The sequence below is a fragment of the Desulfobacterales bacterium genome, assembly GCA_034520365.1.
Lineage (GTDB): Bacteria > Desulfobacterota > Desulfobacteria > Desulfobacterales > Desulfosalsimonadaceae > M55B175.
On sequence record JAXHNP010000006.1, the window covers coordinates 654,397 to 675,416 of the forward strand.

The following is a 21,020-nucleotide window of genomic DNA, read 5'->3' on the forward strand; positions in this document are numbered from 1 at the left end:
AATATGAATTACAATGTAAGACATGAAAACGTCAAGCATTACCATCAGATTGGACCAGGACTTGGCCTGCCTGCTATCCAAGGTCAGCCAGCGATCAGGGAAAAGTAGAAGTACGATTGCGCGGGAGGCCATCAAGCGGCAGCTGCGTCTGGAAAGCTTTGAGGAAATCAGGAGAAGGGTCCTGCCGGAAGCAGAAGCCCGCGGCTATTTTACCGATGAGGATGTATTCTCAACAACCTCATGAAGGTATTTGTGGATACCAATGTCCTTGTAAGCGCTGTGGCCACCCGCGGTCTGTGTGCTGATGTGTTTAGATCAATCCTGGCCGCCCATCAGCTCGTTGTCTCTTTGCCCCTGCTCGATGAATTAAAGGATGTCCTTCAAAATAAAATCGGGATTTCCCCTCAGGTCACATCCGATTATATTTCTCTGGTTACCCAGGATGCGATGGTATCTGAAAATACTGCGTTGGCAGATATCAATATAAATGATAAAGACGATATCCTTATCCTTTCCACTGCCCTAAACGCAAAAGCAGAACTTTTTGTAACCGGTGACCGGGAATTGCTCAATTTGGAAAAAATTCAGTCCATGCGAATCATGTCTCCCAGAAAATTTTGGGAGGAAGTGATACGTCCATATGCTCGTAGATCAATAGAGTGATTAAGGCAGAGTGATTAAGGCATTTTTAAATCAATCTCAAGCCTCAAGCCTATCCAATATGCCAACAAAACCACCACCGCCGGCGTGCCATTCTATTTGGAATTTTGGGCATTGAGATTTGATGCTTCTCCCTGAACCGTGAACCATGAACCATTTGTAAAAATATTATGAATTATTTAGAAATACTCAAAAAGTTTGCTGCCAAAGTAAGAGCCGTATATCCCGAAGCCCGTATTATGGGTTTTGGGTCATATCCAAGGGGAACAGCGGGAAAAGAATCGGACCTTGATGTGTGTGTTGTCCTGAAAGCGTTTAAACCTGAAGATCGTTTTGTAATCAGCGATTTGGCTTGGGATGTAGGGTTTGATTGTGATATTTTAATTTCTACAATAGTGATCTCTGAGCATGAGTACGAAAATGGCGCGATATCAACCAGCCCCCTTATTAAATCAATAAGATCCGAAGGAGTGGCTGCACCGTCTTTTTGATCTGCGCCAGGATGCTGATTATGGCAATATGTTTGAGCCTACTCAAGAGCAGAGCGAAATAGCTGCAACACAAGCTAAGGAATTTGTTGAATGTGTCCAGAAACATTTACAAAAAACCTTGGAATGAATGGCTTTTTAATCCTGAACCCTGAACCCTGAACCCTGAACTGTGAACCGTGAACTGTGAACCGTAAACCCTGAACTTTTCGTTTTTAATTCACAATTCAAGGTTTGACACCAAATGCACCAAATGCCACAAATGCATTCTTAGGTGCAGCATATTGAGAAGATATCATGGAATCAGTTTATATTGAGACTACGATAATCAGCTATTTGGTTTCACGGCCAAGCCGTGATATTCTCATTGCCGCACACCAGCAAGTCACAAACGAATGGTGGGAGAATCGGCGTCAAGAATTTGAATGCTTCATTTCTCAAGTCGTCATTGATGAGATCCAGGCCGGTGATCCCCAAGTGGCGAAGAAAAGATTGCATGAAGTCATAAATTTCCGGGTTCTGGAAGCAACGGTTGAGGCTGAACATTTGACGCGCGAAATCATAGCTGCCGGAGTGATTCCGGAAAAAGCCGTCGGCGATGCCGCTCACATTGCGATTGCCGCTGTGAATGAAATGGATTATCTTCTTACATGGAATTGCAGACATTTAGCGAATGCCCAGCTTATTCGGAAGGTGTCGGTGATCTGCAATAAGAAAGGTTTCAATATGCCTGTAATATGCACACCGGAAGAATTGATGGGAGGATAAGCAAATGTATAACGACCCTATTGTAAATGAAGTAAGAGAGATCCGGGAACGGTTGTCGAGAAAGCATAATTTCGAAGTTGAAGCCATTTTTGACGATATTCGGAAACGACAAGCCTCGTTGGGGTCACGGCTGGTTTGCCATGAAAAAAGAAGGAGTGCCGAACAATTGGCTTCACCTGCTGACCCTGACCGTGGTTCCGCTCCGCTAAACCGCGGCAGGTGAGCTGGGTATGGTGTCAATGGGTATGGTGTCAAACCTTGAATTGTGAATTATCCCCTTAATTCACAATTCAAGGTTTGACATCATATGCTATGTTGAAGGTATAAGGAGTTGATAATATGTTACTTGAATATATTCAGGCGGCACTTCGCCATGCAAAATACGAAATATTGCCTGACGACAAGAGTTATTACGGGGAGATTCCGGAATGCAAGGGCGTCTATGCGAATGCATCAACACTAGAGGATTGCCGTGAGGAATTGCGCACAGTTCTTGAGGAATGGGTTTTATTCAGAGTTCATAGAAATCTTTCGCTTCCGGTAATAGACGGTATAGAGCTTACCATTCAGGAAGTCGCCTGATGCCTCCCTTTGGGCCAATCAAGAGAAAGGATTTCGTTCGATCCCTTAAGCGTTCGGGTTTGAAGGGCCGTATTCAGGCGATAAGCATCAATTCATGATCAAAGAAGATATCACGATACGTATCCTCAATCCGCATTCAGGAGACATTGGCAGGGATCTTCTTTCGCGGGTTTTACGCCAGGCGGGTATCAGCAAAGAAGAGTGGAAAAGGATATAATATGGAGTCATTTCTTATGCCAGGTGGACTCCCTTTATCATTTTTGGAAGCGCCCCTCCGCCCCTGTCATCCCGAGGAGCGCCAGCGCCACCCTGTCATCCCGAGGAGCGCCAGCGACGAGGGATCTTTCATGCAAAAGATTTCTCTCTCCCGCTCGAAAAGACAAGTGCGCTGATCTCAGGCCGCCGTTTGTTTGAAATTTTGGTCATTGCGATTTGGTGCTTTTTCTTTTTGGTGCTTCTTTCTGTTTGGCCCTTAACCGTGAACCGTGAACCCTTAACCGTGAACCGTGAACCGTGAACCGTGAACCCTGAACCCTGAACCCTGAACCCCTTAATTCACAATTCAAGGTTTGACACCATATGTGACACCATATGGGGGATTTATGAAATTGAAAGAGGAAACGATTAAAGAGCTCAATGAGCTGCCGCCCCATCATCTGTCAAAAGTGTATGATTTCATACAAATTATAAAAAAACAGAACCAAAATATGGCGGTACATGCGCGGCAAGCGCGTAAGCCTTATTTGCGATCCCGTAAAATTTTGGCGAAATGTCGCGGTTCTTTAACGGATGATGTTATCAAGGGCCGTGAGGAAAGATTGTGAAATATTTTCTGGACACTTCGGCTTTGGTAAAACTTTTTCATGAAGAAAGCGGAACCCATATTGTAGAATCAATTGTTACCGATTTCAAAGCCAGGGGCACTGAGTCTTTTAAAACGTGAACTCAGACCCCTTAATTCACAATTCAAGGTTTGACACCATATGCTAAAAATGAATTGGAAGCCGAATGAAAAGAAAGCATTGGAAGAACTTAGACAGATCCTAAAAAAAGGATCAGTAATGTTGATTTATGGATCTTTGGATCCAAAGCAAGGCAAAATTCATCTCCCGATTCAGATATTGATGTAATGATTATAGTTGACACCTATGATCAGGACATTCAAGCTTTTATTGATGATGTCACATTTGAGCTAAACCTTCAGCATAATTGCCTTATTTCAACAGTGGTGTTTAGTAGAGATGAGCTGGAAAAAGGGCCGATGTCAGAATCCCCCTTGTATAAAACTGCCGTAAATGAAGGCTTGAGGTTTTGACAGACATGAGAAAAGAGTATGATTTTTCAAAAGGAGAAAGAGGCAAGTTTCATCATCCGGATATGAAGGTGAACATCCCCATTTATCTTGATGATGAGGTTTCAGCCTTTGTCGACAAAATCGCTTCGAAGAAGGGTCTTGACCGATCCTCAGTAGTGAACGAACTTCTTAAAGGCGATATAAAGATTGCCGAGGCTATGGAATAAATCATTGAAATTTGATTAATGTTTGAAATTTGTAATTTGCGATTTGGTGCTTGTTTCTAATTTGTAATTTGAGATCTGGTGCTTAATCATTTTGGTGCTTTTTCTTTCGGGTGCGTAATTGTTTGGCCCTGAACCCTGAACCCTTAACCGTGAACCCTTAACCGTGAACCGTGAACTGTGAACCGTAAACTTTTCGTTTTTAATTCACAATTCAAGGTTTGACACCATATACACACCATATACAGGGGGATTTATGAAATTGAAAGAGGAAACGATTAAAGAGCTCAATGAGCTGCCGCCCCATCATCTGTCAAAAGTGTATGATTTCATACAAATTATAAAAAAACAGAACCAAAATATGGCGGTACATGCGCGGCAAGCGCGTAAGCCTTATTTGCGATCCCGTAAAATTTTGGCGAAATGTCGCGGTTCTTTAACGGATGATGTTATCAAGGGCCGTGAGGAAAGATTGTGAAATATTTTCTGGACACTTCGGCGTTGGTAAAACTTTTTCATGAAGAAAGCGGAACCCATATTGTAGAATCAATTGTTACCGACCAAGAAAATGAAATATGGATCCTGGAATTGGTAAGGGTTTAATTTTACAGTGCAATGTGCCGACGATACCGGCAAAAGGAAATTACTGAGGATAATTTCAACAACGTACTCAATGACTTTGAGGAGCAGATGAAGACCTTCAATACTGAAAGCATGAGTTCTGTTGTATTAAATGAGGCAGAGCGTTTAATGACTAAATATGGCCGGCATTATGGCCTAAGATCTTTAGATGCATTACATCTGGGCGCCTTTCAATTATTGTCTGATAAAGATTGGTTTTTTGTTTGTGCTGATGAAACATTATGCATGGTTGCCGAGAAATGCGGCATGCAAGTAAAAAATCCGCTTGCGGAATAGAATTTTTTTGCAAGCCTTTTTCAAAGCCAGGGGCACTGAGTCTTTTGGAACGTGAACCCTGAACCCCTTAATTCACAATTCAAGGTTTGACACCATATGCAGCTTAAATTTTCAATCCAGATTTGGAAAAAAGGCTCCTGGTTTTTGGCCAGCTGCCCGGAATTGGACTTTATTGCACAAGGGAAAACAAGGGCAGAAGCCCAAAAAAACCTTATGGAAGTAATTGAGATTCAGTTTGAGGAAATGTCGAAAATGGGGACATTAGAAGACTACCTTGAGGAGTGTGGTTATGAGTTCATTGAAGGCGCAGTCATATCGCAGCCGGAAATGATTGGTTTCGAAAAAATGGATGTTCAGGTTAACTGATGCCAAAACTATATCCAACGAACTGGCAGGTTCAGCTAAAAATATTTCAAAACTTCGGGTGTCTCTATAAGCGAAAAAAGGGATCGCACCACATTCTTACCTATCCAACGGCAAAAAGGGCAGTTGTAAGGCAGTTGTAATTCCGGAATATGATGAAATTGCTGTCGATATCATTAAAAACAATATGCGAACTGTGGGGATGAGCAGGGATCAATATTTTGAGTTATTGGAGACGGTTTAAATGGTTTTAAGTGCAAAACATCGGGGTTGGTCATTATTATTTGATTAATGTTTGAAATTTGAAATTTAATGCTTGTTTGTAATTTGTAATTTGCGATTTGGTGCTTGTTTTTTTGGTGCTTCTTTCTGTTTGGCCCTTAACTGTGAACCGTGAACCGTAAACCCTGAACTTTTCGTTTTTAATTCACAATTCAAGGTTTGACACCATAGATTTCCCTGACAGCCTGTTCAAAGGGCAACGAATCCTGAGGACCTGCTTTGGCCGCATCATAGGCGCGTATGTCTTCAAGCTCTTCAAGCTCGTCGACAACCTGCTCCCACTCCTCAATACTCAAAAGAACGCCTCTGGGATTTTTTTTATTGTCCACTACATATTGGGGATTTAAAATTACTGTCATAATGACCTCCAACTATAACTGTCTGTAAAGCCGGGCATAGAAACTCTATCATTCCACCCATACCCTCCTATATTTATTTACAATTTATTGCAGTCCACCTCAACCGTCAAGGGCTTTCCCGGCCTTCTCCCCGGCTTTCCCGGCCCACCACCTGTTAAATCACAAATCTCAAATCACAAATTACAAACAAGCACTAAATCTCAATGACAAAAATTCCAAACAAACCCTATACAAACGAAGCTGTCATTTATCGAGCGGCAGCTTTCCGCCCCTGCCATTTCGCAAAACTTCCGCCCCTGTCATTTCGCCAACCTTCCGCCTCTGTCATTTCGAGCGGCAGCGAGAAATCTTTAAGATTCCTCGTCGCTGGCGCCCCCCGGAATGACAATAGCGGAATGCCGCTGTCGCTCGGAATGGCCCAAAAAATCCGATACTAACTGGTTTTGTCTGATATTTGGGATTTATTATTTGAAATTTGTTTGTTTTCTGGTGCTTGAGACTTGAAATTTGTTTGGAGTTTGATGCTTGATATCCGGAATTTGACAAATTTGGGATAAATTTGGAATATTGACGGAAAACTAAAAATTTCTTATTATATGTTTAAAAATTTAATTGTAACAGGAGATACTATGAATACGATCATGAAAATAAGCCCTCAGGGTCAAATCCGAATCCCTAAAAAAATTTTGCAATCCCTTAAAATTATGCCCGGCGATTATATTGAAATTGATGTAGAAAATGGACAAGCGGTTCTGAAACCTCGAAAACTGATTGACCCCGGCCAGGCATGGTACTGGAGCAAGGAATGGCAGGCATTAGAAGCCGACGCGGATCAAGCGGTTCAAAATAACGAGACCTCGCCAACCCTCCACTCCGCGGAAAAAGGCATCGAATGGTTAAACGAGTAACCGCCTACCGCTTCAGCAAGCCTTTTAAAAAACAATACCAAGGGCTTCCAAAAGATATTCAGCAGACTTTTAATGAAAAATTGAGACTTTTTCTTGACGATACCTCTCATCCGTCGCTCCGGGCCAAAAAAATCCAGGGAACCAAGGACATATGGGAAGGCTCCGTCACCATGAAATACCGCTTTACATTCCATTTCGAGGGAAATACAGTTATTTTCCGCACTATTAGCACACATGACATTCTCTTGCGTGAATAAAATCCCAAATCCCAAAACTCAAATATCAAACAAAACCCAAATTCCAAGCACCAATTTTCAAAACAAAACCCCCTTCGGCCGCCTTTGCCCTTGTTTGAAATTTTGGTCATTGCGATTTGGTGCTTGTTTGTAATTTGAAATTTGTTATTTGGTGCTTGTTTTATTCGGTGCTTGTTTTTTTGGTGCTTCTTTCTGTTTGGCCCTTAACCGTGAACCCTGAACTCTGAACTCTGAACCGTGAACCCTGAACCGTGAACTCTGAACCGTGAACTGTGAACCGTGAACCCTAAACCCTGAACTTTTCATTCTTAATTCACAATTCAAGGTTTGACCCCCTTTCCGTGCCCGTCAACAAAATCCTGTTGATCTTAAATCTTGCAAATAATATATAATATGGTATAAAAACAATGTTTACATATATAATCAACCCAAGGAGATCATTTTCATGAAGACAATCCCCTTTACAGCCATTAATCAATTAAAATTTTTAAGCCGGATGCTGCTCTGCGTCCTGGTCATCTCCGGCATCACCGCCTGCGGTGGCGGCGGTGGCGGCGGTGGCGGCGGCGAAGGCGAATACAGCCTCACCGGCTACTCCGGGGTCGATCCCACCGATACAGAAAATCCCTATGATTTATACACCACGTTCCCCTGGTGGGTGAATTTTACATTTCAGGTCAAAAATCCGGATTGTGAAGGCGTGAGCGGCCTATCCGCCGGTGATTTCCGCGTCACAGAAGACGGCACCGAACTTACGCCCGCAAACACGGAAATGAACGTCCGACAGCGCCACAACCTCCCGTCCGACTATACCTATACCTTTGATACCGTCCTTCTACTGGACAACACCCCCAGTCAGACCGGCAACCTCGATCTCATCAAGGAAGCCGCCCAGGCGGTGATCGACAGCCTGGATGAAAAACGCCAGCAGCGCGTGGCTATTGTGGCCTTTGATGATAACGGCGATCCGTTCGTCAAGCAGGAATTCACCGATGACTTAAGTGAGCTGAACCAGTGCCTGATCACCGGCGAGGCGTCAGAGCAAAACCCGGATGCCCTTCAGCTCGCCACCGGCACCACGGATTTATACGGCGCGGTCATCCAGGGCCTCTCCTTATGGGATGACGACACCAGCCCCACAGGCAAAGATTTCCGCCAGGGCGCCCTGGTTGCGGTCACAGACGGCAAGGACACCTCCAATCTTAATACCTTAAAAGATGCCCTGCTCAAACGCGGCAGAAAACCGGTCTACACCGTGGCCGTGGACTCTGAGAACATCGCGGAAAACATCCTGGCGGATCTCGAGAAGCTGGGCAGCACCGGCGGATTTTTTCCCGTGGCAGAACCCGCCCGCGAAGCAGACGAAGGCTATGACAAAAAGGAAAACCTGAGCGAAACCCTCCAGGAAATCCAGAACCGCCTGCTCTGCTTTGCAGACGGCTTCTACTGGCTGCGATACAAAAGCCCCTCCACCAGCGAGGACGACAATCTAAACCACACGGTCAACGTCTCAATCATTGATAACAAAAATGAAGGCGAGGGCACCGAGCTCCACGGTAAATTCAGCAGCGCCGAGTTCTTTACCGGCCAGGAAGGTGTTTATTTGGATGCCTCAAGCTCGGATCCGGACGGCCTGGATGAAATCTCCATTACCGTGGAGCCCGGGCAGAAAGATGTCACAAAGGACCTTAAAGCGGTCACCATTGCAGAGGACAAGGAAAGCGCCTCCCAGTTTGAATGGACCTCTTCGGATGAATCCGTGTTTACCGTGGCCTCATCCGGCAGCAGCAATTCAACCGGCATTATCACGGCAAAAAGCGGCGGCCAGGCCACCCTTACGGTAAAAGATACCGCCACCAACCAACAGACAGACGTCACCGTCAAAATCGTTATCAATATGGAATCCTACGAGATCATCAAACGTTCCACGGATTCCACGGCCCCCTGGTTTGCGGACGCCGCCTTCCAGGTCCGGCTAAAGGAAGACGGCGATGCCATCAACAACCAGTGGACATGGGTCAGGGACCTGATCCGGGAAGACTTCTCGGTTTATGAAAACGGTCAGCTTGTTAACCCGGAAGACGCCGAGATCAACATCAGAAAGCGCGACGCCATGCCCACGGACTTTACCTATACCCTGAAAACCGTGCTCTTGATCGACAACACCCCGAGCGTGGGCAGCAGCAACCTGGCCTATATGAAGGATGCAGCCAAGGCCTATGTGGAAAACGCTTTTAAAATCGACCCCATGCTGGATGCGGATGACGAGCCCCAGCAGGAAATCGCCGTGTGGACCTTTACCGAAGCCGGCGACCCCACTGTCTGGCAGGAATTTTCCACCGATCCGCAGGAGTTAACCGACGCCATCGACCGCATCCGCACGGGCTCAGGGGTCACAAGCTTCTATGCGGCCATGAGCGATGCCTTAAACTCCTGGCAGAGCGATTACAACATCTGGCAGCCCGCCAACAATAACCTCCAGCAGGGCGTTCTGGTGGCCCTGACAGACGGCTATGATTCCCGGGCCCCGGGCCCCTCCAAGGATTTGGTCATCAGCGAACGGGGCCAAAAGCAGGTGATCACCATCGGCGTGGGCGATGATCTGATCTCCAGAGTAAACGTTGATGAATTAAAGGAAATCAGCAACGCCGGGTTTTATTCCGTGCCCGACCCCGGCGAGGAAACCGTTATCGGCAAAACCAAGGACGGCAAGAATATCACCCAAAACGCCTTAAATTTTACCCTGGCGATGGCCCACTTCCAGATTGTGGATTATGCCAACAGCTTTTACTGGCTGGAATACAAAAGCGGGGTCGATCCCGCGCTAGACTGCAGCGTTCGGGATACCATGAAAATCACCATCAAAAACAACGCCAACACAAGCGCCAGCGGATTTTTACAGGGCAAGTTCAAATCCTGTGAGTTTGTCCGCCTGATCCCTGGTAAAATCTACATCAACCCCACGGCCGCCAATCCCGAAGGCATTACCATTACCGATACCGTGGAGCTGCAGATTACGACCCTGTCCGGCACAGACGAGATCATCGGCGGGGATCCCAGCTACGACATCCAGGCCATCACCCATCAGCCGGCGGATACGCCAAACTACACCTGGGATGTGGTTGAGGGAAACAACATTGTGGTTGATGTGCATGAGAACCGGTATGCCAACTACCGCGCCACCGTGCGGGTGAACCCGGACGACCGCGCCGAAGGCCCGGCCCGGGTTGAAATCAATGATACCGCCAACAACAATCCCAATCCTACCCAGCTGAAGTTTTTCGTCAACAAGGTTGAAATAAGCCCGATTGCCTATTACCCGTTCAACGGCAATGCCGATGACAAGTCCGGCAACGCCTATCATGGCGAGGTACAAGGCGCCACCCTGACCGCGGATCGATTCGGCAATTCAAACAGCGCGTATCAATTTGACGGCAACGACGATTATATCGCGTTAAATATGTTCTATGGCCCGGATGACGGCACCAGTTCATGGGCAGGTGAAACGATTGATGAAACCACTGTTTGCGCATGGGTGAAGTCGTCCTCAAAAAATGAGCAATTTATTGCCTCGTTTGATCGGTCTGATTACTGGCGCCTGGCATTAAAAGATACGCCCGCTTATGGCCATAATTTGGGCTGGGATACAGCTATAAATCAAGGCGAATATGATCTCTTCGGCACTTCCGGTGATTATACTGATGGAAAATGGCATTATATATGTGCGACTTATAGTTCAGGCGTTGATGGCGACAACAAGAAAATTTACGTTGACGGAGAAGAAGTGGCTTCTACCAGAGCCAATGATGCGAAGCCGCTGGGATCCGGTGCGGTAAGATATGGTTTTATCGGCGTCGGCTCCGAGGCATCCAAATTCGACGGAGCCAAGATGGTGCCGGGCAGTCAATGGTGGAACACCTTATTTAAAGGCACCATAGATGATGTGATGATTTTTCATGAAGAATTGTCTTCAGAAGAAATTAGGAGTCTAAGTCAGATTTCACAATAAGTAGAGAATCCACATGTATTACCTCCCTCTCCTAATTCCAGGAGAGGGAGGTAAATTTCCTTTTGGCAATAAATTTTAATTTCATAAGGAATTTATTTTTCATTTCTAATTTCCTCCTTCGTGCGTCCTCGTTTAAGCATTTTTATTTTTAGCCCATTTTTTCATTGACGTCCCATTTTTTGTTTAATATGTATAGAAAAACTGCTCATAATAAAGACACAAATCATGTCAGATTTATTTACAGGACTCATCACTTCCAAAACACGCATTCGGCTGATTGTCAGATTATTTTTTAACACGCAAACGCGTTCGTATCTGCGAGAATTAGCACGAGAGCTTAATATATCATCAAATGCGGTTCGGGAAGAGTTAAACCAGTTAAGAGCTGCCCGGCTTTTAAACACATCCAAAAGTGGCCGGAATGTTTATTACAGGGCCAATCCTGACCATCCTCTATTCCCTGAGCTCAAATCGATGGTGAACAAAACCATCGGCATGGACCGGGTCATTGATGGGATTGTTGCCAGACTGGGAGACGTGGAGGCAGCTTATTTGATGGACGATTATGCAGAGGGAAAAGATACCGGTATTATCGACTTACTGCTTATAGGAAATATAAACAGAGTTCACCTTGATGATTTGAGCAGAAAAACAGAACGGTATATTAATCGCAAGATCCGGACCATGGCTATGACAAGGCAGGAATTTAAGAGCTTTGAAGGGAATTTTAAGCATCGCCCCAGCTTGTTGATTTGGAAGAGCGAGAAAAAAGGCTCCTCAGGCAAATCTGAATAAGTCATTATAATATTTTCGAATGTCACAACCGATAGCGATTAAAAGTTTTAAAAAATATTTTTTTAATACCGGCTGGCTGATGGCGGATAAGGTTTTACGGCTGTTTGTCGGCTTGTTTGTCGGTGTTTACGTCGCCCGCTACCTCGGGCCAGAACGTTTTGGACTTTTAAGCTTTGCCTTGAGTTTTGTGGCCCTTTTCGGCGCTTTTGCCAGGCTTGGCCTTGATAATATTGTTGTACGAAATGTGGTTATTAGGCCGGAAACCAGGGATGAGCTTTTGGGCACAGCCTTTGGTCTGCGGATGATTGGCGGCCTGATTCTTTTTGGATTTGTATTCTTTGTTATTCGTTTAACGGATAGCGACCCGCTGACCCGGCTCTTGGTCATGATTATCGCCCTTGGGCATATCCTGCAGGCTTTTCAGATCTTTGAATTTTATTTTAATTCCCAGGTAATGGCAAGGTTGGTATCTATTGCGGGCATCTCAGGGCTTCTCACATCTTCTGCCATCAAGTTGATTTTGATCTGGAGCGGGGCATCACTTGTGTGGTTTGCCTGGGTGTTCGTTATTGAGCATGGGATTAAAGGGATTGTGCTTTGTACACTATATGTAAAACGAAGAATCCCTCTGAAAAATTGGCGGTTTCGCCTCAGCCAGGCAAAATATTTGCTAAAAGATTCCTGGCCGCTGATTCTGTCAGGATTGGTGATCATGGTATACATGCGCATCGATCAGGTAATGATCAAGCAAATGCTGGACGCTGATGCTGTAGGGCATTATGCGGCTGCGGTCAGGTTATCCGAAGCCTGGTACTTTGTGCCCATGGCTATTACTCAATCGTTGTTTCCGGCGATATTAAGTGCGAAAAAGCAGAGCGAGGAACTATACTATACGCGTTTGCAGCAACTTTATGATTTAGTGGTGTGGCTTGCTATTGCTATAGCAATACCGGTTACTTTTTTAGGCGACTGGATAGTGACACTTTTATTCGGTGTAGCATATCAGCAGGCAGGTGCAGTATTGGCTATACATATTTGGGCTGGGTTGTTTGTTGCCATGGGTGTTGCAAGTGGCAGGTGGTTAATTACAGAAAATTTGCAAATGATATCAGCTAAAAATGCAGCGATTGGGTCGGTTGTAAATGTTATATTAAATATTTTTTTAATTAAATGTTATGGAATCATAGGCGCTGCATTATCTACTGTAATATCATATGGTTGTGCGGCTTATTTTGGGTTGATGTTGCATAAAGTAAGCAGAATTAATTTCTATTATTTGACTAACTCATTTAATTTTTTTAGAATTTTAAGAAAGTTGCAGAATTGAAAAAAATAATAAAAGAAAATTTATTGTTGAACGGAGTCCATAAAGCACGAAGTGCTATTATCAATTTTAACAATAATTATTTGGATGGATATAGTAAAAAATCATATTCGCATGAAGGAGAGGATATGATTTTGAGAAGTATGTTCGAAAAGCAGAAAAATGGTTTTTATATCGATGTAGGCGCTCACCATCCAAAAAGATTTTCCAACACCTATTATTTTTATAAAAAAGGCTGGAGGGGCATCAATATTGACGCCATGCCTGGCAGTATGAATTTATTCAAAAAAATCAGAAAAAGGGATATAAATCTTGAAATTCCTATTTCGGACAAGGAAGAAACAGTAAATTACTATATTTTCAATGAACTAGCGGCAAATACTTTTAGTGATGAGCTTGCAAAAGAAAAACTGAAAAACGAGGGCCGTTACATTAGGGCAGAAAAATACTTAAAGTGTAAAACCATGGCACAAGTTTTGGGTGAATACTTGCCTGTTAATCAATCTATCGACTTTTTGAGTGTTGACACAGAAGGCTATGACTTAAAGGTGCTTAAATCAAACAATTGGGAAAAATATGTCCCCGAATGTGTCTTAGTCGAGGTTATAGGATTAAGCATAGAGGATTTAATTAATAGCGAACTGACGCACTTTATGAAAGATAATGGATACGTTTTGTTTTCTAAAATATTGAATACTATAATCTATAAAAAGAGAATTTCAAGTCTATGACCAAAGTTTAAACCATTCTTGTAACAGGTGGTGCGGGTTTTCTTGCTTCTCACCTTTGTGCGCGTTTTTGGGAATAAGGGCCGAAGTTTTGTGTTTAAATAATTGTTATACAGGCAACAAAAAAAGAATTATTAGCCATTTAATTAAACCCACAACTCGAATTCATTCGGCATGATGTAACCTTTCTCCAAGCTATCCATGGCGCCTTTTACTGCTCGAATTATATCTGTGTGACCAAACAAGATGTGAGAAATTTTGGGCTATCAAAACTAACGCTTTATTGGAAGAGTAATGCAAAGAATTATTAACTTTAAAGAACTGTGTTTTTTTGAGGTTAAGAGCTTTCTTGGAAGAAAGCTAAAAATGGATAAGCCTAAATTAAATAGAGGGAACAACTATTTAAATTTGGGTTGCGGGGACACTATCGTATGTGCCTATGTCAATGCTGACTTTTTTTATAAATTTAAATTTTGGAAAACATATAGCCGAAATATTGAATGGCAGCTTGATTTAAGATACCCGTTAAACTGCAGGAATAGTATTTTTGAGGGTATTTTTACCGAGCACACTTTGGAGCATTTATATGCTTTTCAAGTTCAATGCTTGCTTGCTGAGCTGCACAGGGTTTTGAAGCCCGATTGCATTATACGGATCACGGTTCCGGATCTTGAAAAATACGTTTCTTTCTATACTAACAATCATGCTGATATCGATGTTGAAGCTTATTCTAAAAGGTTTAAGAGCGGATGTCAGGCAATACGGACTCTCGCCCAGGATAATTTCCATTGCTCCGTTTGGGATTTTCAAGAATTAAAAACTGTCATGGAAACAGTCGGTTTCAGAGATATTCAAAAAAAAGCTTATATGGCAGGTGAGGACCCAAAACTGCTGTTGGATAAAGACGGCAGAAGATGGGAAACCTTATACGTGGAGGCTAAAAAGTGAAAAAACAAATTCTTATAACGGGCGGTGCGGGTTTCCTGGGATCCCATTTATGTGAGCGACTTCTGGCCGAGGGCCATGAAGTATTGTGTCTGGACAACTGTTATACAGGCAATAAGGGCAATATTTACCACATGATGAACAATCCTCTTTTTGAGTTTATCCGTCATGATGTCACGTTTCCGCTTTATGTCGAAGTTGATGAAATCTATAATTTGGCCTGCCCCGCATCTCCAATCCATTATCAGCAGGATCCCGTGCAGACAACCAAGACATCAGTGCACGGGGCGATAAATATGCTTGGTCTGGCCAAGCGGGTAAAAGCGAAAATCCTGCAGGCTTCGACATCCGAGGTTTATGGGGACCCTGCAGTCCATCCCCAGCCTGAGTATTACTGGGGAAACGTCAACCCTATTGGACGAAGATCCTGTTACGATGAAGGCAAAAGATGCGCGGAAACCCTTTTTTTTGATTACCGCCGACAGCATAAAATGACAATCAAAGTTGTTCGAATCTTTAACACCTACGGCCCGCGAATGCATCCGGATGATGGGCGGGTGGTTTCCAATTTTATTCTCCAGGCCCTCAGAAATGAACCCATTACAATTTATGGGGATGGCACACAGACCCGATCCTTTTGCTATGTGGCGGATATGGTGGAGGGGTTAATTCGTTTTATGGCAACGTCCGATGATGTTACCGGCCCAATAAATCTGGGCAATCCATGTGAATTTACAATTCTGGGGTTGGCTGAAAGGGTGGTTGCGATTACGGGGTCACGCTCAAAAATTCAATTTCAGCCGCTGCCGGAAGACGACCCGAAACAGCGCAAACCCGATATTTCGATGGCAAAGGATCACTTGGGGTGGGAGCCAGCTGTTGCGTTAGATGAAGGGCTGGAAAAGACAATTGAATATTTTGATAGGTTATTAAAGGACATATGAAAATATGCCAAACGATGAAATATTTGTACCTCCATGCCCACTGCATACCCCGATCCTGTTTATGATATACAGAAGGCCGGATACCACGAGACAAGTTTTTGAGGCAATCCGAAAAGCCAAGCCGGCAAAATTATATGTTGCCGCGGATGGTCCTAAACTGCATTTATCTGGCGAGCGCGATAAAGTTCAACAAACCAGAGAAATTGTTTTAAAAGGTGTTGATTGGGAATGTGAAGTAAAAACCTTATTTCAAGAATCAAATTTAGGCTGTAAATACGGAGTTAGTACGGCTATTAATTGGTTTTTTGAAAATGAAGAAATGGGTATAATACTCGAAGATGACACTTTACCCCGTCAAAGTTTCTTCTGGTTTTGTCAGGAATTATTGAATGTATATAAGGATGAGGCAAGGCTGGGGATGGTAAGCGGTCACAACCGATTTGAAAATCCCAATAAAAGAAGTGATTTTTTCTTCTCCAAGCATGGTTTTATCTGGGGATGGGCAAGTTGGAGAAGAGCTTGGAAGAATATAGATATAGAAATGAATAGTTATAATAATAAAACTCGATCAGAAATTAAAGAGGCTATTAACAATAAATTAGTTTATAATTTCTGGATCAAAAAATTTGATCAGGTGGCCTATTCAAGTTTTGACACCTGGGATTTTCAATGGACTTTTACAAGATACTTAAATAACTATTTAACAGCAAGGCCAAAAGTTAATATGGTGAAAAATATAGGGTTTGATAAGGATGCGACCCATACCAAAGGAAATCCAGAACAGAAATTTCTTTTTTCGACCGATTTATATTTTCCATTAAAGTATCCAAAAGAAGTTAATCCTTCACGAGTTGAAGACATTAAAATAGAACTTGTATGGTTATTTAATTTCTTCAAAAGGAAATTAAAATTATATATGAAAAAACAATAAGATATTAATATGACAATAATTATAATAACAGGAATGCACCGATCAGGTACCTCCTTAATTTCTTCCTATTTGCAGTATTGCGGGCTCGACATAGGGGAGCAGCTTATTGGAGGGAATAAGGGTAATACGAAAGGGCATTTTGAAGACAAAGAATTTGTTGACTTACATAATCGAATATTAAATCGAAATAATATAAACTATTTAGTTCCTGCAGCTGTGACCATCCAACAAGAGGATATCGAGAAGGCCACTCAAATTCTTTATGATAGAAACCATATCCCTGTGTGGGGTTGGAAAGATCCAAGAACAGTTTTGTTTTTAGATTTTTGGCATAAGCTTTTGGGGCCAAATGTTTTTTATATTTTTATTTATAGAAAACCTCAACTAGTTGTAGATTCATTATTGAGGAGAAATACTGATAAAATTTTGCGCAGGAAACCATGGTTAGCTGCTGAGGCATGGATATATTATAATAGTCTAATTCTAAACTTTATAAAAAATAATTTAAAATCTAGTTTACTTTTTCAATTGGAAGAAATAATTTTTTCTGCTCCCGATTTCATAAGAAAACTTAATAATAAAGCTGGTTTAAGTTTAGAGCATAAAGAATTAAAGTTCATATTCGACAAGAATGCAATGGGGGAAAGGGTAGTTATGAAAAAAAGTAAATTAATAAATCGTATATTTAAATCTAAACATAAGAGAATGATGAATGATTTGGAGCAATATAAGACAAAGTTGATTTAACGCCATGAAAATATTGTATTTAAGCACCGTTGACATCAAGGGCGGCGCTGCGCTTGGGGCCTACAGACTTCATCGGGGCTTTTTAAAAAAAGGGATTGATTCTATACTTTTAGTAAATAAAAAATTAAGCGATGATCATACTGTCAAAGGACCTGCTAATAATTTTCAAAAAATGTTAAATGCTATCAAGCCTGAAATCCAAAAAGCTTTGTTAAAATGCCAAAAAACACCCAACACTTTTCTTCATTCAATTAATTTGTTTCCAAGCGGCATGGCCAGATATATCAACCAGTCTGATGTAGATTTTGTGATACTGCATTGGATCGGTCAGGAAATGTTGAGCATTGCCGAAATAGGAAAAATTCAAAAACCTGTTGTATGGCGCTTGGCGGATCAGTGGGCTTTTAGTGGATCAGAGCATTATGTGCTCCCGGAGGAAGAAATACGCTATATCGAGGGATATAGCAGAAATAATCGACCGAGTGATCATAAAGGGCTTGATGTTGACTGCTGGACTTGGCAACGCAAGAAAAAACACTGGCTGCATAAGCCATTGACGATTGTAACCGGCAGCCGCTGGCTGGCTGAATGTGCCCGGAAGAGTTATTTGTTTAAAGATAAAGTCATTAAGGCCATCCCCAGCGGTTTGGATATGGATATCTACAAGCCGGTGGATAAACGCACGGCAAGATCTATACTTAATTTGCCTCTTGATAAAAAGCTGATTCTTTTTGGCTCCATGTCTGCGGCCAGTGATAAACGAAAAGGGTTTCACCTGTTATTGCCCGCTTTACAGGCATTTGCTGAAAATAGTGGTGTGCATGCGGCAGCCATTATATTTGGTGCATCCAAGCCGAAAAATCCAGTCAATTTTAAAATGCCGGCCTACTATCTTTCGGTGCTGCAAGACGATTGGAGCCTGGTCCTGGCTTATTCAGCGGCGGATGTATTCATTTTGCCGACAATGCAGGATAACCTCCCATATACCGTAATGGAAGCAATGGCTTGTGGAACCCCGAGCATAAGCTTTAACATTGGCGGTTTGCCGGATATGATCGAGCACGAAATTAACGGGTATCTGGCTGAGCCATTTGATCCCAGCGATTTGGCCAATGGTTTGACTTACATATTAAACAATGATGCTTTAAGAAAAAAGATGTCTGAAAATTGCAGGCAAAAGGCACTGCGGGAATACAATGTTGATGTGCAGGTAGACAGGTATCTGGAATTATTTCAGTCAATAGAACAAAATGCCAAATAATGAATTACGGGGGAATATTATGGAAGGTCCAATTATTATTTTCGGCGGTGACGGGTTTTGCGGGTGGCCGACGAGCCTGCATTTATCAAAACAGGGCTATGATGTCATTATCGTGGACAATTTATCTCGCCGGAAAATCGATGTGGAGCTTGAGTGTGAATCCTTAACCCCGATCCAGCCTTTGCAGAAAAGAATTGATACTTGGGAGGCATTAACCGGCAAGCGAATTGGTTTTGAATATATAGATTTGGCTGAGCATTATCACCGGATTTTAACGCTGTTTAAAGAGGTCAAACCCCGGGCGGTTGTGCATTTTGCCGAGCAGCGGGCAGCCCCGTACTCAATGAAAGGGCCGTTTCATAAGAGATATACGGTTCATAATAACATTAATGTGACGCACAATATTTTATGCGCAATTGTGGAATCCGGCCTGGATATTCACATGGTTCATTTGGGGACCACCGGGGTTTATGGCTACAGTTCGGTGGGTATGGAGATTCCCGAGGGGTACCTCAATGTAAAGGTGGATGTTGATGGGGAAGAAAAGGAGATGGAAATCCCCTATCCGCCACAGCCCGGAAGCATTTACCATATGACCAAGACCATGGATGCCTTGATGTTTTCTTATTACAATAAAAATGATGACTTGCGTATTACGGATTTGCACCAGGGTATTGTCTGGGGCACTGAAACCGATGAGACCCGGCTTGATGAAGGCCTGATCAACCGGTTCGATTATGACGGCGATTACGGTACGGTTCTAAACCGCTTCGTTATGCAGGCAGCCGTCGGGCATCCGCTCACGGTTCACGGCACGGGGGGGCAGACACGGGCATTTATCCATATTCGGGACACCGTTCAATGCATCAGGATTGCCATCGAAAACCCGCCGGTTAAAGGGGAGCGGGTCAAGATATTCAACCAAACCACAGAACAGCATAATATTCATAAGCTGGCGGAAATCATATCGCAGATGAGCGGTGCTGAAATCCGCTATTTTGCGAATCCGAGAAAGGAAGATCCCCAAAACGCATTGCGGCTTTCCTGCCAAAGCTTTTTAGAGCTTGGATTAAATCCGACCACGCTTGAGCAGGGCCTGATGAGCGAAATATATGAGGTTGCCCAGAAATATGCGGATCGATGCGACAAATCAAAGATTGTTTGTACTTCGGTTTGGCGAAACGGGATGAAGGTGGATCGGGAGGGTTCTGAAAAGCCTGTCAAAAATGGAAATGGTTTTGAAAATTGACGGTGGGGAAAATGGGACAAAAAATTCTTGTGACTGGTGGGGCGGGGTTTATCGGCGCCAACTTGGTAAGGCGCCTTCGTGAAGGTGGTTTTGAAGAATGGGTGTTTGATGATTTGTCTCGCGGCAGGGTGGAATACCTGCCGGATGCAGAACGGTTGATTCAAGGTGACATCCGGGATCATGAGGCTTTATACAATGCCATGTCAGGGATTGAGACGGTTATACATCTGGCTGCGTTTGGTTCTGTTGTCGAATCCGTGGATGCCCCGCAGCCAAACTTTGACATTAACGTGAGCGGCACGTTTAGTGTATTGGAATGTGCAAGAAAGGCAGGAGTAAAACGGTTAATTTTCGCATCTACCGGCGGTGCATTAATCGGGGAAGCAACACCACCAGTTGATGAGTTGTCTCTTCCCAAGCCGATTTCCCCTTACGGGGCCAGCAAATTATGCGGCGAAGCGTATTGCCATGCATATGCCAAAGCATATGGCATCTGCACCATTGCTCTAAGGTTTGCCAATGTGTACGGACCATTCAGCGGGCATAAAAAAGGGGCGGCCACAAAATTTATGAAATGTTTGTTGCAGGATGAGCCTATGCCGATTTTTGGGGATGGTTCTGCCAGCAGGGATTTTTTGCATGTTGCGGACTTATGTGAAGGTATTGTGAAGGCCATAGAATTGGATGTCTCGCCGGGAGAAGTTTTCCATCTGGCCTCTGAGGAAGAAACAACTATTTTGGGGCTTGCCAAAGCGATATCAGAAATTGGGGGGCAGCCCGATTACCCGATTCAACATTTTTCAAGGCGAGCTGGAGAGGTTACACGGAATTTCGCCAAAAGTGACAAAGCTCACAAAGCGCTTGGCTTTAAACCTCAAAAAAATCTTATAAAAGGTTTAGAAGAAACCTGGAAGTGGTATTTAGCGCATCGGGATGATGTGCTTTCGCTCAAAGAGAGTGACTCTTGATAAGGCAGTTTTGGTT

At 43.5% G+C, this 21,020-nt stretch carries 24 protein-coding genes and 1 pseudogene; 24 read left to right on the top strand and 1 reads right to left on the bottom strand.

Annotated elements, in window-relative coordinates:
- Nucleotides 1-22: 22 nt before the first annotated feature.
- The 11 genes and pseudogenes from U5L07_10945 to U5L07_10995 all read left to right on the top strand — a co-directional run bounded on the left by U5L07_10945 (nt 23) and on the right by U5L07_10995 (nt 5,300).
- Entirely contained in the window at nt 23-244 is a 222-nt protein-coding gene (locus U5L07_10945) for a ribbon-helix-helix protein, CopG family (GenBank protein MDZ7832259.1), read from the top strand.
- Between the two features lie 8 nt (nt 245-252).
- Nucleotides 253-663 (top strand): putative toxin-antitoxin system toxin component, PIN family, encoded by a 411-nt coding sequence (locus U5L07_10950; protein MDZ7832260.1) that lies wholly within the window; start codon nt 253-255, stop codon nt 661-663.
- A gap of 167 nt (nt 664-830) precedes the next feature.
- The gene (locus U5L07_10955; protein ID MDZ7832261.1) at nt 831-1,151 is read left to right on the top strand and encodes a nucleotidyltransferase domain-containing protein; all 321 of its coding nucleotides are present in this window, start codon (nt 831-833) and stop codon (nt 1,149-1,151) included.
- A 294-nt stretch (nt 1,152-1,445) separates the two neighbouring features.
- Nucleotides 1,446-1,916, top strand: coding sequence for a type II toxin-antitoxin system VapC family toxin (locus tag U5L07_10960; GenBank protein MDZ7832262.1), 471 nt, complete (start codon nt 1,446-1,448; stop codon nt 1,914-1,916).
- Nucleotides 1,917-2,255: 339 nt separating this feature from the next.
- On the top strand, nt 2,256-2,498 hold the full coding sequence (locus tag U5L07_10965) for a hypothetical protein (protein ID MDZ7832263.1): 243 nt from the start codon (nt 2,256-2,258) through the stop codon (nt 2,496-2,498).
- A gap of 64 nt (nt 2,499-2,562) precedes the next feature.
- Nucleotides 2,563-2,715 (top strand): annotated as a pseudogene (locus U5L07_10970) (hypothetical protein).
- A 385-nt stretch (nt 2,716-3,100) separates the two neighbouring features.
- On the top strand, nt 3,101-3,322 hold the full coding sequence (locus U5L07_10975; GenBank protein MDZ7832264.1) for a hypothetical protein: 222 nt from the start codon (nt 3,101-3,103) through the stop codon (nt 3,320-3,322).
- Nucleotides 3,323-3,818: 496 nt separating this feature from the next.
- Nucleotides 3,819-4,019, top strand: coding sequence for a hypothetical protein (locus U5L07_10980; protein ID MDZ7832265.1), 201 nt, complete (start codon nt 3,819-3,821; stop codon nt 4,017-4,019).
- Between the two features lie 253 nt (nt 4,020-4,272).
- Nucleotides 4,273-4,494, top strand: a complete 222-nt coding sequence (locus tag U5L07_10985; GenBank protein MDZ7832266.1) for a hypothetical protein — start codon at nt 4,273-4,275, stop codon at nt 4,492-4,494.
- Between the two features lie 212 nt (nt 4,495-4,706).
- Complete coding sequence (locus tag U5L07_10990; protein MDZ7832267.1) at nt 4,707-4,934, top strand: hypothetical protein; 228 nt, start codon at nt 4,707-4,709, stop codon at nt 4,932-4,934.
- Between the two features lie 96 nt (nt 4,935-5,030).
- Nucleotides 5,031-5,300 carry a hypothetical protein gene (locus tag U5L07_10995; GenBank protein MDZ7832268.1) on the top strand — a complete coding sequence of 90 codons (270 nt, stop codon included), beginning with the start codon at nt 5,031-5,033 and terminating at the stop codon, nt 5,298-5,300.
- 431 nt (nt 5,301-5,731) lie between these two features.
- Here the strand turns inward: U5L07_10995 and U5L07_11000 are convergent, their stop codons facing one another.
- Complete coding sequence (locus tag U5L07_11000; GenBank protein MDZ7832269.1) at nt 5,732-5,938, bottom strand: hypothetical protein; 207 nt, start codon at nt 5,936-5,938, stop codon at nt 5,732-5,734.
- Between the two features lie 596 nt (nt 5,939-6,534).
- Between U5L07_11000 and U5L07_11005 the strand changes: the two genes are divergently transcribed.
- The 13 genes from U5L07_11005 (at nt 6,535) to U5L07_11065 (ending at nt 21,004) form a co-directional block, all read left to right on the top strand.
- The gene (locus tag U5L07_11005; GenBank protein MDZ7832270.1) at nt 6,535-6,846 is read left to right on the top strand and encodes an AbrB/MazE/SpoVT family DNA-binding domain-containing protein; all 312 of its coding nucleotides are present in this window, start codon (nt 6,535-6,537) and stop codon (nt 6,844-6,846) included.
- Entirely contained in the window at nt 6,831-7,103 is a 273-nt protein-coding gene (locus U5L07_11010; protein ID MDZ7832271.1) for a hypothetical protein, read from the top strand. The genes U5L07_11005 and U5L07_11010 overlap by 16 nt, the downstream gene beginning before the upstream one ends.
- Before the next feature lie 445 nt (nt 7,104-7,548).
- Nucleotides 7,549-11,112, top strand: coding sequence for a VWA domain-containing protein (locus U5L07_11015; GenBank protein ID MDZ7832272.1), 3,564 nt, complete (start codon nt 7,549-7,551; stop codon nt 11,110-11,112).
- Nucleotides 11,113-11,337: 225 nt separating this feature from the next.
- The gene (locus tag U5L07_11020; GenBank protein ID MDZ7832273.1) at nt 11,338-11,907 is read left to right on the top strand and encodes a winged helix-turn-helix domain-containing protein; all 570 of its coding nucleotides are present in this window, start codon (nt 11,338-11,340) and stop codon (nt 11,905-11,907) included.
- A 19-nt stretch (nt 11,908-11,926) separates the two neighbouring features.
- Nucleotides 11,927-13,234 carry a flippase gene (locus U5L07_11025; protein ID MDZ7832274.1) on the top strand — a complete coding sequence of 436 codons (1,308 nt, stop codon included), beginning with the start codon at nt 11,927-11,929 and terminating at the stop codon, nt 13,232-13,234.
- Nucleotides 13,231-13,962, top strand: coding sequence for an FkbM family methyltransferase (locus U5L07_11030; GenBank protein ID MDZ7832275.1), 732 nt, complete (start codon nt 13,231-13,233; stop codon nt 13,960-13,962). The genes U5L07_11025 and U5L07_11030 overlap by 4 nt, the downstream gene beginning before the upstream one ends.
- 291 nt (nt 13,963-14,253) lie before the next feature.
- The gene (locus U5L07_11035; protein ID MDZ7832276.1) at nt 14,254-14,907 is read left to right on the top strand and encodes a methyltransferase domain-containing protein; all 654 of its coding nucleotides are present in this window, start codon (nt 14,254-14,256) and stop codon (nt 14,905-14,907) included.
- The gene (locus U5L07_11040) at nt 14,904-15,848 is read left to right on the top strand and encodes a UDP-glucuronic acid decarboxylase family protein (GenBank protein MDZ7832277.1); all 945 of its coding nucleotides are present in this window, start codon (nt 14,904-14,906) and stop codon (nt 15,846-15,848) included. Before U5L07_11035 ends, U5L07_11040 begins: the two co-directional genes overlap by 4 nt.
- Before the next feature lie 4 nt (nt 15,849-15,852).
- A complete protein-coding gene (locus tag U5L07_11045) occupies nt 15,853-16,779 on the top strand; it encodes a hypothetical protein (GenBank protein ID MDZ7832278.1) in 927 nt (308 codons plus the stop codon).
- Nucleotides 16,780-16,788: 9 nt separating this feature from the next.
- The gene (locus tag U5L07_11050; GenBank protein MDZ7832279.1) at nt 16,789-17,526 is read left to right on the top strand and encodes a hypothetical protein; all 738 of its coding nucleotides are present in this window, start codon (nt 16,789-16,791) and stop codon (nt 17,524-17,526) included.
- 4 nt (nt 17,527-17,530) lie between these two features.
- Nucleotides 17,531-18,787, top strand: a complete 1,257-nt coding sequence (locus U5L07_11055; protein ID MDZ7832280.1) for a glycosyltransferase — start codon at nt 17,531-17,533, stop codon at nt 18,785-18,787.
- Between the two features lie 19 nt (nt 18,788-18,806).
- Nucleotides 18,807-20,036: an NAD-dependent epimerase/dehydratase family protein gene (locus tag U5L07_11060; GenBank protein ID MDZ7832281.1), complete on the top strand. Its 1,230-nt coding sequence runs from the start codon at nt 18,807-18,809 to the stop codon at nt 20,034-20,036.
- Between the two features lie 11 nt (nt 20,037-20,047).
- Entirely contained in the window at nt 20,048-21,004 is a 957-nt protein-coding gene (locus U5L07_11065; GenBank protein ID MDZ7832282.1) for an NAD-dependent epimerase/dehydratase family protein, read from the top strand.
- Nucleotides 21,005-21,020 lie beyond the last annotated feature (16 nt).

Excerpts from the sequence above, each read along its gene's own strand:
- U5L07_10945 (MDZ7832259.1), top strand. The coding sequence starts at position 23 with ATGAAAACGTCAAGCATTACCATCAGATTGGACCAGGACTTGGCCTGC.
- U5L07_10955 (MDZ7832261.1), top strand. The coding sequence starts at position 831 with ATGAATTATTTAGAAATACTCAAAAAGTTTGCTGCCAAAGTAAGAGCC.
- U5L07_10960 (MDZ7832262.1), top strand. The coding sequence starts at position 1,446 with ATGGAATCAGTTTATATTGAGACTACGATAATCAGCTATTTGGTTTCA.
- U5L07_10965 (MDZ7832263.1), top strand. The coding sequence starts at position 2,256 with ATGTTACTTGAATATATTCAGGCGGCACTTCGCCATGCAAAATACGAA.
- U5L07_10975 (MDZ7832264.1), top strand. The coding sequence starts at position 3,101 with ATGAAATTGAAAGAGGAAACGATTAAAGAGCTCAATGAGCTGCCGCCC.
- U5L07_10980 (MDZ7832265.1), top strand. The coding sequence starts at position 3,819 with ATGAGAAAAGAGTATGATTTTTCAAAAGGAGAAAGAGGCAAGTTTCAT.
- U5L07_10985 (MDZ7832266.1), top strand. The coding sequence starts at position 4,273 with ATGAAATTGAAAGAGGAAACGATTAAAGAGCTCAATGAGCTGCCGCCC.
- U5L07_10990 (MDZ7832267.1), top strand. The coding sequence starts at position 4,707 with ATGAAGACCTTCAATACTGAAAGCATGAGTTCTGTTGTATTAAATGAG.
- U5L07_10995 (MDZ7832268.1), top strand. The coding sequence starts at position 5,031 with ATGCAGCTTAAATTTTCAATCCAGATTTGGAAAAAAGGCTCCTGGTTT.
- U5L07_11000 (MDZ7832269.1), bottom strand. The coding sequence starts at position 5,938 with ATGACAGTAATTTTAAATCCCCAATATGTAGTGGACAATAAAAAAAAT.
- U5L07_11005 (MDZ7832270.1), top strand. The coding sequence starts at position 6,535 with ATGTTTAAAAATTTAATTGTAACAGGAGATACTATGAATACGATCATG.
- U5L07_11010 (MDZ7832271.1), top strand. The coding sequence starts at position 6,831 with ATGGTTAAACGAGTAACCGCCTACCGCTTCAGCAAGCCTTTTAAAAAA.
- U5L07_11015 (MDZ7832272.1), top strand. The coding sequence starts at position 7,549 with ATGAAGACAATCCCCTTTACAGCCATTAATCAATTAAAATTTTTAAGC.
- U5L07_11020 (MDZ7832273.1), top strand. The coding sequence starts at position 11,338 with ATGTCAGATTTATTTACAGGACTCATCACTTCCAAAACACGCATTCGG.
- U5L07_11025 (MDZ7832274.1), top strand. The coding sequence starts at position 11,927 with ATGTCACAACCGATAGCGATTAAAAGTTTTAAAAAATATTTTTTTAAT.
- U5L07_11035 (MDZ7832276.1), top strand. The coding sequence starts at position 14,254 with ATGCAAAGAATTATTAACTTTAAAGAACTGTGTTTTTTTGAGGTTAAG.
- U5L07_11045 (MDZ7832278.1), top strand. The coding sequence starts at position 15,853 with ATGCCAAACGATGAAATATTTGTACCTCCATGCCCACTGCATACCCCG.
- U5L07_11050 (MDZ7832279.1), top strand. The coding sequence starts at position 16,789 with ATGACAATAATTATAATAACAGGAATGCACCGATCAGGTACCTCCTTA.
- U5L07_11055 (MDZ7832280.1), top strand. The coding sequence starts at position 17,531 with ATGAAAATATTGTATTTAAGCACCGTTGACATCAAGGGCGGCGCTGCG.
- U5L07_11060 (MDZ7832281.1), top strand. The coding sequence starts at position 18,807 with ATGGAAGGTCCAATTATTATTTTCGGCGGTGACGGGTTTTGCGGGTGG.
- U5L07_11065 (MDZ7832282.1), top strand. The coding sequence starts at position 20,048 with ATGGGACAAAAAATTCTTGTGACTGGTGGGGCGGGGTTTATCGGCGCC.